Annotated in this window: 16 protein-coding genes and 1 riboswitch; of the genes, 15 read left to right on the forward strand and 1 reads right to left on the reverse strand. The window is 73.5% G+C overall.

Annotation, left to right across the window (positions count from 1 at the left end):
- Positions 1-25 precede the first annotated feature (25 nt).
- The 13 genes from NOCA_RS13790 (at position 26) to NOCA_RS13845 (ending at position 11,598) form a co-directional block, all read left to right on the forward strand.
- Positions 26-1,063: a quinone-dependent dihydroorotate dehydrogenase gene (locus tag NOCA_RS13790; protein WP_041546543.1), complete on the forward strand. Its 1,038-nt coding sequence runs from the start codon at positions 26-28 to the stop codon at positions 1,061-1,063.
- Entirely contained in the window at positions 1,060-1,881 is an 822-nt protein-coding gene (pyrF, locus tag NOCA_RS13795) for an orotidine-5'-phosphate decarboxylase (RefSeq protein WP_011755879.1), read from the forward strand. The genes NOCA_RS13790 and pyrF overlap by 4 nt, the downstream gene beginning before the upstream one ends.
- Positions 1,878-2,309, forward strand: coding sequence for a hypothetical protein (locus NOCA_RS13800; protein ID WP_011755880.1), 432 nt, complete (start codon positions 1,878-1,880; stop codon positions 2,307-2,309). Before pyrF ends, NOCA_RS13800 begins: the two co-directional genes overlap by 4 nt.
- 102 nt (positions 2,310-2,411) lie before the next feature.
- Positions 2,412-2,738: an integration host factor, actinobacterial type gene (gene mihF, locus NOCA_RS13805; protein WP_011755881.1), complete on the forward strand. Its 327-nt coding sequence runs from the start codon at positions 2,412-2,414 to the stop codon at positions 2,736-2,738.
- Positions 2,739-2,753: 15 nt separating this feature from the next.
- Entirely contained in the window at positions 2,754-3,338 is a 585-nt protein-coding gene (gene gmk / locus NOCA_RS13810) for a guanylate kinase (protein WP_011755882.1), read from the forward strand.
- 9 nt (positions 3,339-3,347) lie between these two features.
- Positions 3,348-3,680, forward strand: a complete 333-nt coding sequence (rpoZ, locus tag NOCA_RS13815) for a DNA-directed RNA polymerase subunit omega (protein ID WP_011755883.1) — start codon at positions 3,348-3,350, stop codon at positions 3,678-3,680.
- An 82-nt stretch (positions 3,681-3,762) separates the two neighbouring features.
- A complete protein-coding gene (coaBC, locus tag NOCA_RS13820; protein WP_041546544.1) occupies positions 3,763-4,965 on the forward strand; it encodes a bifunctional phosphopantothenoylcysteine decarboxylase/phosphopantothenate--cysteine ligase CoaBC in 1,203 nt (400 codons plus the stop codon).
- Between the two features lie 81 nt (positions 4,966-5,046).
- Positions 5,047-6,237, forward strand: a complete 1,191-nt coding sequence (gene metK, locus NOCA_RS13825) for a methionine adenosyltransferase (RefSeq protein ID WP_011755885.1) — start codon at positions 5,047-5,049, stop codon at positions 6,235-6,237.
- A gap of 124 nt (positions 6,238-6,361) precedes the next feature.
- A complete protein-coding gene (locus NOCA_RS13830) occupies positions 6,362-8,395 on the forward strand; it encodes a primosomal protein N' (RefSeq protein ID WP_011755886.1) in 2,034 nt (677 codons plus the stop codon).
- Between the two features lie 75 nt (positions 8,396-8,470).
- Positions 8,471-9,016, forward strand: a complete 546-nt coding sequence (gene def / locus NOCA_RS13835) for a peptide deformylase (protein WP_011755887.1) — start codon at positions 8,471-8,473, stop codon at positions 9,014-9,016.
- 2 nt (positions 9,017-9,018) lie between these two features.
- Positions 9,019-9,969 (forward strand): methionyl-tRNA formyltransferase, encoded by a 951-nt coding sequence (gene fmt / locus NOCA_RS13840; protein ID WP_011755888.1) that lies wholly within the window; start codon positions 9,019-9,021, stop codon positions 9,967-9,969.
- 25 nt (positions 9,970-9,994) lie between these two features.
- Entirely contained in the window at positions 9,995-10,183 is a 189-nt protein-coding gene (locus NOCA_RS27125) for a hypothetical protein (RefSeq protein WP_087530591.1), read from the forward strand.
- Positions 10,180-11,598 (forward strand): RsmB/NOP family class I SAM-dependent RNA methyltransferase, encoded by a 1,419-nt coding sequence (locus NOCA_RS13845; protein WP_011755889.1) that lies wholly within the window; start codon positions 10,180-10,182, stop codon positions 11,596-11,598. The genes NOCA_RS27125 and NOCA_RS13845 overlap by 4 nt, the downstream gene beginning before the upstream one ends.
- Here NOCA_RS13845 and NOCA_RS28460 read toward each other — a convergent pair.
- Positions 11,578-12,273: an AAA family ATPase gene (locus NOCA_RS28460; RefSeq protein WP_274378257.1), complete on the reverse strand. Its 696-nt coding sequence runs from the start codon at positions 12,271-12,273 to the stop codon at positions 11,578-11,580. The genes NOCA_RS13845 and NOCA_RS28460 overlap by 21 nt on opposite strands.
- A 48-nt stretch (positions 12,274-12,321) precedes the next feature.
- On the opposite strand from NOCA_RS28460, the gene ligD reads away from it, so the two are divergent.
- Both ligD and rpe read left to right on the forward strand, forming a co-directional pair.
- Entirely contained in the window at positions 12,322-13,302 is a 981-nt protein-coding gene (gene ligD, locus NOCA_RS13850; protein WP_011755890.1) for a non-homologous end-joining DNA ligase, read from the forward strand.
- A 9-nt stretch (positions 13,303-13,311) separates the two neighbouring features.
- Positions 13,312-13,974 carry a ribulose-phosphate 3-epimerase gene (gene rpe, locus NOCA_RS13855; RefSeq protein ID WP_011755891.1) on the forward strand — a complete coding sequence of 221 codons (663 nt, stop codon included), beginning with the start codon at positions 13,312-13,314 and terminating at the stop codon, positions 13,972-13,974.
- A 120-nt stretch (positions 13,975-14,094) separates the two neighbouring features.
- A riboswitch (FMN riboswitch) is annotated at positions 14,095-14,252 on the forward strand.
- The last annotated feature ends 21 nt before the right edge of the window (positions 14,253-14,273 follow it).

Here is a 14,273-nt window from a genome sequence, read left to right on the forward strand (position 1 = left end):
AGGGGAGCGAGGCTCGAAGCCATCGGTGTACTCGCTGTTCTTCGACGGGGTCCTGACCCGCACCGACCCGGAGCGCGCCCACCACGGCGCGTTCCGGGCGATCCGGGCAGCCCGGCCGGTGCTCGCCTCCCGGCGTACGCCGGGCGAGCAGGTCACGGCGCTCGGCCTCACGTTCCCCAACGTCTTGGGGCTGGCCGCCGGCTTCGACAAGAACGCCGTCGGCATCGACGCCCTCGCGGCTCTCGGCTTCGGGCACGTCGAGATCGGCACCGTCACCGGCGAGCCCCAACCCGGCAACCCGAAGCCGCGGCTGTTCCGGCTCCCCGAGGACCGTGCGATCGTCAACCGGATGGGCTTCAACAACGACGGCGCGGAGGTCGTCGCCCGACGTCTCGCGGAGCGCTCCCGGGGCCGCGACAGGCTCGGCCACCGCAGTCGGCCGGTGCTCGGCGTGAACATCGGCAAGTCGAAGGTGGTGCCGGACGACGACCAGGCCGCCGTCGAGGCGGACTACGAGAAGAGCGCCCGGCTGCTGGCGCCGTACGCCGACTACCTCGTCGTGAACGTGAGCTCGCCGAACACGCCCGGGCTGCGCAACCTGCAGGCCGTCGAGAAGCTCCGGCCGCTGCTCGAGCACGTCCGCCGCACCGCCGACGCGGTCACCCGGACGCGGGTGCCGCTCCTGGTGAAGATCGCCCCCGACCTCGCCGACGAGGACGTGCTCGGTGTGGCCGACCTGGCGCTCGCCATCGGGCTGGACGGGATCATCGCCACCAACACCACGATCTCCCGTGCCGGCCTGCGCACGCCGGCCGACCGGGTCGGGGAGATCGGCGCCGGCGGGCTCTCCGGGCGACCGCTCACCGGGCGTGCACTCGAGGTGCTGCGGCTGCTGCGCGAGCGGGTCGGACCGGACCTGACCCTGGTCGGGGTCGGCGGCATCAGCACCGTGCAGGACGCTCGCGACCGGCTGACCGCCGGCGCCGACCTGCTCCAGGCCTACAGCGCGTTCGTCTACGAGGGCCCGCTGTGGCCCCGCCGCATCGTCAGGGGAGTCGCATGATCCCGTTCGGCAGCCGCCTGCACGCCGCGATCGCGGATCGCGGTCCGCTCTGCGTCGGCATCGACCCGCACGCCGGGCTGCTGAGCGACTGGGGCCTGGGCGACGACGTGGCCGGGCTGGAGACGTTCGCGCTCGAGGTGGTCGAGGCGATCGCGCCGTACGTCTCGGTGGTCAAGCCGCAGTCGGCGTTCTTCGAGCGCTTCGGCAGCCGGGGGATCGCGGTCCTCGAGCGGGTGATCGCGCAGTCGCGGGCCGCGGGCGCGCTGGTGCTGCTGGACGTCAAGCGCGGCGACATCGGGTCGACCAGCCAGGCCTACGCGGACGCCTACCTCGATCCGACCTCGCCGCTCGCCTCGGACGCGATCACCGTCAGCCCGTTCCTCGGATTCGGCTCGCTGGACCCGATCGTCGAGACCGCGCGGACCCACGGCGCCGGGCTCTTCGTGCTCGCCCTGACCTCCAACAAGGAGGGCCCCGAGGTCCAGCACGCCCGCGTCGACGGTGTCGCCGGCGGGGGGACCGTCGCCGGGCTGATGCTCGACCACCTGCGCCGGCTCAACGCCGAGGCCAGCCCGCTGGGCTCCTTCGGTGCCGTGGTGGGTGCGACGATCGGGTCCACCGACGAGGACCTGGCCTTCAACGGGCCGGTGCTGGCTCCGGGCTTCGGAGCGCAGGGCGGCACGATCGCCGACGTACGCCGGCTCTTCGGAGCCGCCGCCGCCGTCCTCCCGAGCTCCTCCCGCGACGTGCTGCGGCTCCAGGACCCGGACGTGATGCGCGACTTCGTCGTGCGCACGAACGACGAGCTCCGGTCGTGAGGCGGCTGCTGGCGGTCGCCGTGCTGCTCCCGCTGCTGGCGGCCTGCGGGTCCGGACCGGACGAGTACTGCGCGGCCGTGAAGGACCACCAGCAGGAGCTCAGCGACCTGGTCGGCAGCGGCGCACCGGACGCACTCCTCAAGGCCCTCGGTCCGTTCCGCGACCTGCGCGACCACGCACCCGAGGACATCACCGACGAGTGGCAGCAGGTCGTCGGCCGGATCGAGGCTCTGGCCGAGGCCCTCGACGACGCCGGAGTCGATCCGGCCACCTACGACCGCGACCACCCGCCGGCCGGAGTCTCGGCAGCGGACAAGGCGCGGATCGACGCTGCCGCGGCGCAGCTCGGCAGCGGGACGACGCTGCGGGCCCTGCAGGACCTCGACCAGCAGGCGCGCGACGTCTGCCGGACGCCGCTCACGCTCTGAGGAACGGGGTCGACCGGGACCCGATTGCTGCCCGGTCACCGTTCTGACTAGTGTGACCTCTCACCGGCCCGTCCGGACTCCAGACCCTGACCGAAGGACCCAATGCTCGTGGCTCTGCCCCCGCTCACCCCCGAACAGCGCCAGGCGGCCCTCGAGAAGGCCGCCGCGTCCCGCAGGGAGCGGGCCGAGGTCAAGAACCGGCTGAAGAACTCCGGCGCCTCGATCGTCGACGTCCTGCAGGAGGGTCAGCGCAACGAGGTGATCGGCAAGATGCGGGTCGTCGACCTGCTCCAGTCGATGCCCGGCCTGGGCAAGGTCCGCGCCCGCCAGGTCATGGAGCGGCTCGGCATCGCGGAGAGCCGCCGGGTGCGGGGCCTGGGCGCCAAGCAGGTCGCGGCGCTGGAGAAGGAGTTCGCTGCGCGTGACTGAGCGGAGGCTCTCGCGGTGACCGCGCCCTCCACCCGTCGTTCGCGACTCGTCGTCCTTGCCGGCCCCACGGCAGTGGGGAAGGGGACCGTCGCAGCAGAGGTCCGGCGTACCCATCCCGAGGTGTGGATCTCGGTGTCGGCGACCACCCGCCCGCCCAGACCGGGCGAGGAGAACGGCGTCCACTACTGGTTCGTGTCCGACGAGGAGTTCGACGCGATGGTCGAGCAGGGCAACCTGCTCGAGTGGGCGGTGGTCCACAAGGCGGCCCGCTACGGCACGCCGCGCCAGCCGGTCGAGCTCGCTCTGGCCTCGGGCCGCCCGGCGATGCTGGAGATCGACCTGCAGGGCGCGCGCCAGGTCCGCGCGACCATGCCCGATGCGCTGTTCGTGTTCCTCAAGCCGCCGTCGTGGGACGAACTCGTGCGTCGCCTCGTGGGCCGTGGCACCGAGACCGAGACGGAGCGCGAGCGCCGACTGGAGACCGCGCGCGAGGAGCTCGCGGCCGAGGCGGAGTTCGACCTGACGATCGTCAACCACGAAGTTAACGCTGCCGCGGAGGAGTTGGTAGCCTTGATGGCGCCATCCCCGACAGATCTGTGAGGCTTTAGCGTGTCCGGACCCACCATCGCCGCCGAGGGTGTCACCAACCCCCCGATTGACGAGCTGCTGACGAAGACCGACAGCAAGTACAAGCTGGTCCTCTACAGCGCCAAGCGCGCCCGGCAGATCAACGCCTACTACTCCCAGCTCGGGGAGGGCCTGCTCGAGTACGTCGGCCCGCTGGTCGACACCCACGTCCAGGAGAAGCCGCTCTCGATCGCGCTGCGCGAGATCAACGAAGACCTGCTGACCTGCGAGGACGTCGACCCCGCCGAGCTCGCCGCCGAGGAGGCCGCCGCGCAGGCCGCCGCCGCGGATGCGGGCAGCTCGTTCAGCGAGTGATCCGCTGACCACCAGCAGCACCCACGAGGCCGCCTCCCCGTCAGGGGGGCGGCCCGCTGCTCGTCCCGAGCAGGCTCCGCGGGTGGTGCTCGGGGTCTCCGGCGGCATCGCGGCCTACAAGGTCTGCGAGCTGCTGCGCCGCTTCACCGAGTCAGGTCATGACGTGACCGTCGTGCCGACCGTCGCCGCGCTGGAGTTCGTCGGAGCCCCGACCTGGGCAGCGCTGTCCGGCAAGCCCGTGTCGACCGAGGTGTGGAACGACGTCCACCAGGTGCCGCACGTGCGGATCGGCCAGTGGGCGGACCTCCTCGTGCTCGCGCCCGCGACCGCCGACCTGATCGCGAAGGCCGCCCACGGGCTGGCGGACGACCTGCTCACCAACACGCTGCTGACCGCCCGCTGTCCGGTGGTCCTCGCCCCGGCGATGCACACCGAGATGTGGGAGCACCCGGCGACCCAGGCGAACGTGGCCACCCTTCGGGAGCGGGGCGTCGTGGTCATCGAGCCCGCCGAGGGCCGGCTCACCGGCAAGGACACCGGCAAGGGCCGGCTGCCCGAGCCGGACGCGATCTTCGACCTGTGCCGGGAGCTGCTGACCCGGGGGAGCGGTGCTCCCGACCTGGCCGGGCGGCAGGTCCTGGTCACCGCCGGCGGCACCCGCGAGTACCTCGACCCGGTCCGGTTCCTCGGCAACAGGTCCTCGGGCCTGCAGGGCTACGCCCTGGCCCGCGCGGCTGCCGCGCGTGGCGCCGAGGTCACCCTCGTCGCCGCGAACGTCAGCCTCCCCGACCCCGCGGGGGTGAAGATCGTGCGGGTCGGCAGCACCGCCGAGCTGCGCGACGCGGTGCTGGCCGGCGCTGCGTCGGCCGACGCGGTGGTGATGGCAGCCGCGCCCGCGGACTTCCGGCCCGTCGACGTGAGCGAGGCGAAGATCAAGAAGGACGTCGACGGCTCCGCGCCGACCGTGACCCTCGCGCAGAACCCCGACATCCTCCACGAGATCAGCACCCATCGGGCCCGCCCGGGCGCCGTGATCGTCGGCTTCGCCGCCGAGACCGGCGACGAGACCGGAACCGTGCTCGACCTGGCCCGCGCCAAGCTCGCCCGCAAGGGCTGCGACCTGCTGGTGGTCAACGACGTCAGCGGCGGCGCGGTCTTCGGCAGCCCGGAGAACCAGGCGGTGATCCTCGCGGCGGACGGCGCCGAGGTGGAGGTGCCGCGGGGCCCGAAGAACGCGCTGGCCCACATCATCTGGGACCAGGTGGCGAGCAGGCTGCAGGATTGAGACCGCCGTCCCGTGATCCGGGACGCTCGATATCGTTGGCAATCGTTGGCAGACCGCCAACCAGGACACAGGAGCGCAGAAGTGACCGGACGCCTCTTCACCTCGGAGTCGGTGACCGAGGGTCACCCGGACAAGATCGCCGACCAGATCAGCGACTCGGTGCTCGACGCCATGCTGGAGCTGGACCCCACCAGCCGGGTCGCGGTCGAGACGCTGCTGACCACCGGCGTCGTGGTCGTCGCCGGTGAGGTGACCACCACCGGGTACGTCGACGTCAAGGACGTCGTCCGCCGCCGGATCATCGAGATCGGGTACGACTCCTCGGTCAAGGGCTTCGACGGGCACTCCTGCGGGGTGATGGTGGCGATCGGCGGCCAGTCCGGCGACATCGCGCAGGGCGTCGACACCGGCCACGAGAGCCGCACCGGCTCGGTCGACGCGATGGACAAGCAAGGTGCCGGCGACCAGGGCCTGATGTTCGGGTACGCGTGCGACGACACCGACGTGCTGATGCCGCTGCCGATCGTGATCGCCCAGCGGCTCGCCGAGCAGCTCACCGCGGTCCGCAAGGACGGCACGCTGCCCTACCTGCGCCCCGACGGGAAGACCCAGGTCACCATCGAGTACGACGCCGAGAACCGCCCGGTGCGGGTCGACACGGTCGTGCTGTCCTCCCAGCACGACGAGGACACCGAGCTCGACACCTTGGAGGCCGACGTCAAGAAGCACGTCATCGACCCGGTGCTCGCCACCTTCCCGATCCCGTCCGAGGGCTACCGCCTGCTGGTGAATCCCACCGGTCGTTTCGTCGTCGGCGGCCCGATGGGCGACGCCGGCCTGACCGGCCGCAAGATCATCGTCGACACCTATGGGGGGATGGCGCGGCACGGCGGCGGTGCGTTCTCCGGCAAGGACCCGTCGAAGGTCGACCGCTCCGCGGCCTACGCGATGCGGTGGGTCGCGAAGAACGTCGTGGCCGCCGGTCTCGCCACCCGGTGCGAGGCGCAGGTCGCCTATGCCATCGGCAAGGCCCAGCCGGTCGGCGTCTTCGTCGAGACGTTCGGCACCGGCGTCGTGGACGACGAGCGGATCCAGGAGGCGGTCCTCGAGGTGTTCGACCTGCGGCCCGCCGCGATCATCCGCGACCTCGATCTGCTCCGGCCGATCTACGCCAAGACCGCGGCGTACGGCCACTTCGGCCGCGAGCTCCCCGAGTTCACCTGGGAGCGCACCGACCGCGCGGACGCGCTGCGCGCCGCCGCCGGCCTCTAACGGCGCCTCGCGCGTCGCCTTCGGCGCCGCGCGGGTCGCGGGGTCGGTCCTCGGGCCGGCCAGTCCTCGTTGTGGTTACGGTGGGTGCGCGGGTGCGTCGCCGCCCCCTGGTAGACATCAGCCCATGACGGACTCGGAGGAGCAGCCCGAGCTGCTGCCGGGGATGGTCCGGGCGAGCGTCAAGGCGTCGCGTGCCAAGGCGCGGGCGACCCGGGCCCGCAAGGCCGCCGAGGCCGAGCCGGCCGCGGTCGACCCGGTCGCCCGGGTGCTGGTCGACCTCCCGCTCGCCCACCTGGACCGGCCCTTCGACTACGCCGTCCCGGCCGCGATGGCCGACGACGCCCGGCCCGGAGCGCGGGTGAAGGTCCGCTTCGCGGGTCAGGACGTCGACGGCTACCTCGTGGCCCGGGCGGCGGAGTCCGAGCACCTCGGCCGGCTCGCGCCCCTGCGGCGTGTGGTGAGCCCCGAGCCGGTGCTGGCGCCCCAGATCGAGGCGCTCAGCGCCGAGCTCGCGGAGCGGTACGCCGGCACCCGCTCCGACGTGCTCCGGCTGGCGGTCCCGCCCCGGCACGCGACCACCGAGAAGGCGCCCAGTCCGCCGGTGCCGTCCTGGGGCGGACCCGACCCGGCCGCGGGCGAGGCGGCCTGGGCCGGACACGAGCCGGGCGCGGCCTTCCTGCGGCACCTGACCGCCGGGGGCATCCCGCGCGCGGTGTGGACGGCCGCCCCGGCGGCCGACTGGCCCGTGATGATCGCCCACGCCGTGGCAGCGACGTACGCCTCCGGGCGCGGGAGCCTGGTCTGCGTCCCGGACCACAAGGACGTCGCCCGGGTCGGTGCGGCGCTCACCGACGTCCTCGGCGAGGGCCGGCACGTCACCCTGACCGCGGACTCCGGGCCGGCGGCGCGCTACCGCGACTTCCTCGCCGTCAGCCGGGGCGCGCGTCGGGTGGTCGTCGGCACCCGTGGGGCGGCGTTCGCCCCGGTCCACGAGCTCGGGCTGGTCGTGGTGTGGGACGACGGTGACGACCTGCACGCGGAGCCGCGCGCGCCCTACCCGCACACGCGCGAGACCCTGCTCCTGCGGGCCGAGCGCGAGGGTGCCGCTGCACTCGTCGGTGGCTTCGTGCGCACCGTGGAGGGCGAGTACCTCCTCCGCACCGGCTGGGCCCACGAGCTGGTGCCCGCACGCGAGGAGGTGCGCCGACGGGTCACGGTGTCGGTGGCCGGGGACGCCGGTGACCGCGACGTGCACGCGCGCGGGGTGCGGATGCCCCGCGCGATCCACCAGGCGATCCGGGAGGCACTGGACGACGGGCCCGTCCTCGTGCAGACGCCGCGGGTGGGCTACGTCAACGCCCTGGCCTGCGAGCGCTGCCGGACGCCGGCCCGTTGTGCTGCCTGCCAGGGACCGCTCGCCCTGACCGGCCCGACGACCCCGCCCGCCTGCCGCTGGTGCGGGATCCTGGCGGAGGGCTGGGCGTGCCGGGAGTGTGGCTTCCGGGGGCTGCGTGCTCCCGTCCTCGGCGATGCCCGTACGGCCGAGGAGCTGGGACGGGCCTTCCCCGGCACCACCGTGCGCACCAGCTCGGGCGAGGCCGTCGTGGCAGCGGTGGGCGCCCGTCCCCAGGTCGTCGTGGCGACTCCCGGCGCCGAGCCGGTCGCCGAGGACGGCTACGCCGCGGTGGTGCTGCTCGACACCTGGCTGCTGCTGTCCCGGATCGACCTGCGCGCCGAGGAGGAGGCGCTGCGCCGGTGGGCCAACGCCGCAGGCCTGGTGCGCCCCGGCGGCCGGGTCGTGGCCGTCGGCGACGCGGCCCACCCGGCGCTCCAGGCGCTCGTGCGCTGGGACCCGGCCGGGTTCGCCGCCCGGGAGACCGCCGAGCGGGTCGAGGCGCACCTGCCGCCGGCCAGCCGGCTCGCGACGATCACCGGGGAGCCGGGGGCGGTCGACGACGCCTTGATCCTCCTGGACGCCCCATCGGGTGCCGAGATCCTCGGCCCGGTGGACGTCGGGGAGGGCGAGTCCCGCGTCGTCGTCCGGGTGCCACGCGCGCAGGGGCCGGCGCTCTCCCACGCGCTCGGCCAGCTCCAGCGGGTCCGCTCGAGCCGCAAGCTCGACGCCGTCCGCATCCAGGTCGACCCACCGACCCTCTGACCGACGGCACGGCCCCGGGTGCTCGCTCGACCACCACCAGGGAGTCCGCTGACGCGTCCTCCCTAGACTGACGCCGTGGCCATCCAGCCGATCCGTCTCTTCGGGGACCCCGTCCTGCGCAAGCCCGCCATCGAGGTCGTCGACTTCGACAAGGAGCTGCGCCGGCTCGTCGCGGACCTCACCGACACCATGATGGACGCCCCCGGCGCGGGGTTGGCCGCGCCGCAGATCGGCGTGGGACTCCGGGTCTTCACCTGGTACGTCGACGGCGAGCCCGGGCACCTGGTCAACCCGCAGCTGGACCTGTCGGACGAGCTGCAGGACGGTCCCGAGGGCTGTCTCTCGATCCCGGGCCTCAGCGTGGACTGCCAGCGCGCGATGGCTGCTGTGGCCCGCGGCTTCAACATGTACGGCGACCCGGTGACCATCGAGGGCACCGAGCTGCTGGCCCGCGCGCTCCAGCACGAGACCGACCACCTCGACGGGGTGCTGTTCATCGACCGCCTGGACACCGAGGCCCGCAAGGCCGCGATGAAGGCGATCCGCGAGTCGGAGTGGTTCGGCCTCGACGCCCCCCAGGTGAAGGTCTCTCCGCACGCCACGCACGGGCTCGGCTTCTGAGCATGCGCGTCGTCTTCGCCGGCACCCCCGAGGTGGCCATCCCCGTCCTGGACGCGGTCGCCGCGTCCTCCCACGAGCTCGTCGCCGTGGTCACCCGTCCCGACGCACCCGCCGGCCGGGGGCGGCGGCTGCTGGCGAGCCCGGTCGCGCTCCGTGCGGAGGAGCTGGGGGTCCCGGTGCTCAAGCCCGCCCACCCCAAGGATCCGGAGTTCCAGGAGCAGCTGCGCGCGCTGCGGCCGGACTGCTGTCCCGTCGTCGCGTACGGCGCGCTGCTGCCGCAGGCGGCGCTCGACATCCCGGTCCACGGGTGGGTCAACCTGCACTTCTCGGCGCTCCCCGCCTGGCGGGGAGCGGCCCCCGTCCAGCACGCGATCTGGGCCGGGGACGAGGTCACCGGGGCCACCACCTTCCGGATCGTCAAGGAGCTCGACGCGGGGCCGACGTACGGCGTGATGACCGAACGGATCCGCCCCACCGACACCGCAGGGGACCTGCTCGCGCGACTCGCCGAGGGCGGCGCGGGGCTGATGGTCGCCACGCTCGACGGCATCGAGGACGGCTCCCTGGAGGCCCGGCCGCAGCAGGCCGAGGGGGTCTCCTACGCCCCGAAGGTCGAGGTCGAGGACGCACGCGTGGACTGGTCGCGACCGGCGGTCGTGATCGACCACCAGGTGCGCGCCTGCACCCCCGCCCCGGGCGCCTGGACCACCGTGGCCGGCGAGCGCCTCAAGCTCGGGCCGGTCACCCACGCCGATGCCCACGGCTCCCAGGGCCTCGGGCCGGGAGAGCTGGGGGTCGGCAAGCACGACGTGCTGGTCGGCACCGGCACCACGGCCGTCCGGCTCGGTGACGTGCGCCCGCACGGCCGCAAGCAGATGGCCGCCGCGGACTGGGCCCGCGGAGCCCGGCTGCAGACAGGTGTCCGAATCGGCGTGGCTTTCGGTGAAAGCTGAGGCGCGGGTCGATACGGTCGTCTGCATGAGCCGTCCGGCGCATGCAGGCGACCAGGTGCCGTTCACCAAGGGGTCCTACAGGCCGCGGCCCGCCCGTCTCGGAGAGATCGAGCGCGAGGAGTGGGTGGAGATCGCCACCGATGCTGGGGCCGTCCAGGCCGTCCAGGCAGCACAGTCCGTCCGGAGCCCGTCGACGAAGCGCCTCGCCGGATGAGCGATACCCGGCCTCGGGGCCACCAACGAGAGCCTCAGCGCGGGTCCCCGGGTGGGTCCCAGCGCGGCAACCGGCCCCGCGTCGACCCGGCCCGGCTCGCGGCGCTCGACGTGATGAAGGCCGTGCGGGTCGACGGCGCCTACACGAATCTCGTCCTGCCGTCGGTGCTGCGCCAGCACGGGCTCTCCGGCCGGGACGCCGCGTTCGTGACCGAGCTGGTGTCCGGCACCATCCGCAGACGTGGGACGTACGACGCCATCCTGGCCGCCTGCGTCGACCGGCCCCTGAGCAAGGTGGAGGCCAAGGTCCTCGACGCGCTGCGGCTCGGCACCCACCAGCTGCTCTCCATGCGGGTCCCGGTGCACGCGGCGATCAGCACGACGGTCGACCTGGTCCGGGCCAAGGTCAGCTCGGGCGCGGGTGGCTTCGCGAACGCCGTCCTGCGCCAGGTGGCCCGGCAGGAGCTGACCGAGTGGATCGCCCGGGTCGCTCCGGACCCGCGGGTCGCGCCGACCCGGTTCGCCTCGATCGCCTACAGCCATCCACGCTGGATCGTCGACGAGCTCCGCTCGGCCGTCGGCGCCGACGAGCTGTTCGAGCTGCTCGCGGCGGACAACGAGCCGCCGCGGGTGACGCTCGTGGCTCGCCCCGGGCGGTCCGGCCGCGAGGAGCTGCCGGGTGAGCCGACCCCCTACTCGCCGTACGGCGTGGTCCTCGGCGGGGGCGACCCGGGTGAGATCCCGGCGGTCGCCGAGGGCCGGGCGGGGGTCCAGGACGAGGGCTCGCAGCTGGTCGCTGCGGCGCTCGCGGCCGCACCGATCGAGGGGCCCGACCGCCGCTGGCTCGACCTGTGCGCCGGTCCCGGCGGGAAGTCGGCCTTGCTGGCCGCGCTGGCCGCCCAGCGGGGCGCCCGCCTGGTGGCCGCCGAGCGCCAGGAGCACCGGACCCGGCTGGTGCTGCGCGCGCTGCGCGACGCGCCCGGTGTTGCTGGCATCGTGACGTCCGACGGCACCGCGCCGCCGTTCGCCGAGGGCACCTTCGACCGAGTGCTCGTCGACGCGCCCTGCACCGGCCTCGGCGCGCTCCGGCGCCGGCCCGAGGCCCGGTGGCGGCGCCGGGCCGACGACCTGCTCAGCCTGGTGCTGCTCCAGCGACGCCTGCTCTCCTCCGCCCTCGACCTGGTCCGGCCCGGTGGCGTGGTGGTCTACGCCACGTGCTCGCCGGTGATCTCCGAGACCCGGGGCGTGGTGTCCTCGGTGCTCGAGAGCCGCGACGACGCGGAGCCGGGGGACACGCGGTCGTTGCTGCCCGCGATCCCCGGCTGCGAGGGTCCGATGCCCGGAACGGTGCAGCTGTGGCCGCACCGGCACGGCACCGACGCGATGTTCCTCGCGTTACTGCGGCGCACCGCCTGAGGGCTCACGGGCGCGACGAACGCGCCGTACACCTCGCCGACGAAGGTGTGCTCGCCGGCCTTGCCCGGGTCCTGGCGTGGGGCGTTGTGGTCGATCCGCAGACGCCCGTCGATCGAGCACGTGGCGCAGGTAGCGCCCGGGGCGTCCAGGTAGGCCTTCCGGTGCTGGACGAGCTCGAGCTCCGCCCAGGTCGTGCGCCGGAAGCCGCACGGCCCGGTCTCGAGGATCGTCGCGCCCGGCATGGCGCGAGCACGGGTGAGTGGGTGGCGCACAGAGCGGCGCCGAGCGGGGGCGGCGGGGGTCGACCTGCTGCTCCTCGAACGTGTACCAGCCGTGCCTCGTCTCGGCCCGGAGGAAGAATCCCCACCTGCTCGCGGCGAGGCCACGCTGCCGGCGCAGCGATCGGCCCAGCGCCGACTCCGTCGGGCGCGTCGAGTGGTGGCCCTGGGTCGAGCCACCCTCGGGAGAGAGGCCGAAGGCCGCCGCGACCGCCTCCACGATCGTCGACTTTCCCGAGCCGTTCTCACCGACCAGGAACGTGACGAACGGCGACAGCTCGAGGCCCTCCCGGACCAGCTGGGCGACCGCGGGCACGTCCGCCGGCCAGACGCCTTCTCGCAGCGGCCGGTCCGGGTCGGCCCAGACCCGGACGACGGGCGGCTGGTCGAAGTCCATGCCCGCACCGTACGGCTCCCCGCCCCCACCCCCTCTAGATTGGGCCGCATGCCCGCCTCGAAGACGCCCGCGGTCGAGATCGAGGTCGACGACCGGGTCGTGCGGATCAGCAACCCCGACCGGGTGTACTTCCCCGACAGCGGAGCGACCAAGCTCGACCTGGTCGAGTACTACCTCGCGGTCGGTCCGGGCATCGTCAACGCCCTGTTCGAGCGGCCGTGCATGCTGCACCGCTTCCCGAAGGGCCTGGCGGGGGAGAAGGTGCACCAGAAACGGCTGCCGAAGGGCGCACCGCCCTGGGTGGAGACGGTCCGCCTGCACTTCCCGCGCTGGAACCGTACGGCGGACGAGCTCTGCGTCACCGAGCTGGGCAGCGTGATCTGGGCGGTGCAGATGTCCACGGTCGAGTTCCATCCCTGGAACAGCCGCCGCGAGGACACCGAGCGGCCGGACGAGTGGCGCATCGACCTCGACCCCGGCCCGGAGTGCTCCTACGACCGGGTCCGGCGGGTGGCCCACGTCGCCCACGAGGTCCTCGACGAGCTCGGCGTCGTCGGCTTCCCGAAGACCAGTGGCAGCAAGGGACTGCACGTGTACGTCCGGATCCGCCCGGACCATGGGTTCAAGGAGGTACGCCGGGCCGCGCTCGCCTTCGCCCGCGAGGTCGAGCGCCGGGCGCCCGAGGACGTGGACCTGACCTGGTGGCGCAAGGACCGGGACCCCGCGACGGTCTTCGTCGACTACAACCAGAACGCCCGTGACCACACCATCGCGGCGGCGTACTCCGTCCGCGGCCTCCCCGACGCCCGGGTCTCCACGCCCATCCGGTGGGACGAGGTCGACGACGCCGACCCGCGTGACTTCACGATCTTCACGGTGCCCGAGCGGTTCGCCCGGCTCGGCGACCTGCACACCGATATCGACGACGGCGGCGGCCGGGGGCCGTTCGACATCGCGTCGCTCCTGGAGTGGGCCGACCGCGACGAGCGCGACGGCGCCGCCGGTCCCGACGACGAGCAGTCCGAATAGGCTGGCCCGGTGGGCATCCAGATCACCCCGAGCATCCTGAACGCCGACTTCGCCGCGCTCGGCGCCGAGGTCGCCCGGATCGGCAGCGCCGACTGGGTGCACGTGGACGTGATGGACAACCACTTCGTCCCTAACCTCACGTTCGGCCCGACCATGGTCGAGGCGCTCGCCCGGTCGACCGAGGTGCCGCTCGACGCCCACCTGATGGTCGAGGTCCCCGACCGGCACGCGCTCGCGTACGTCGAGGCCGGCTGCGGATCGGTCACCTTCCACGTCGAGGCCGCGCAGGCGCCCGTCCGACTGGCCCGCGAGATCCGCGCGCACGGCGCCCGGGCGAGCATGGCGCTGCGTCCGGCCACGCCGGTCGAGCCCTACGAGGACCTGCTGCCCGAGCTCGACATGCTGCTGATCATGACCGTCGAGCCCGGCTTCGGCGGCCAGCGGTTCCTCGACCTGTGCCTGCCGAAGATCCGCCGGGCCCGCGAGCTGATGGACAAGCACGGGCTGGAGACCTGGCTGCAGGTCGACGGCGGCATCAGCCTGGAGACGATCGAGCGCTGCGTGGACGCCGGTGCCGACGTGTTCGTCGCCGGTTCGGCCGTCTACTCCGCCGCGGACCCCGACCGGATGGTCGCCGAGCTGAGGGCCGCCGCCGAGCGCGCCGTCCGCTGACCCACGCCGTTGGTGACCGAACCGCGCTGCTGGGCGACCGCGCGGCCGGTCTCACCGCGGCGGCCCCACGCCTCGGCGTCTGATGCCGTGTGGCAGACTGGTGCTCGACGAGTTTTCAGCTCGCGTGCTCTGGGGTCGGTGAAATTCCGAGCCGGCGGTGACTGACGAAGGCAGGATCGCTTCGCTCAGAAGTCCGCGACCCGGTCACAGCCAGTGACCGGTTGACCAGGTGGAACTCCTGGACCGACGGTCAAAGTCCGGATGGGAAGCGCACGCACGGCGTCCCGTCGGGCACCCGC

This window comes from Nocardioides sp. JS614 (assembly GCF_000015265.1).
Taxonomy (GTDB): Bacteria; Actinomycetota; Actinomycetes; order Propionibacteriales; family Nocardioidaceae; genus Nocardioides.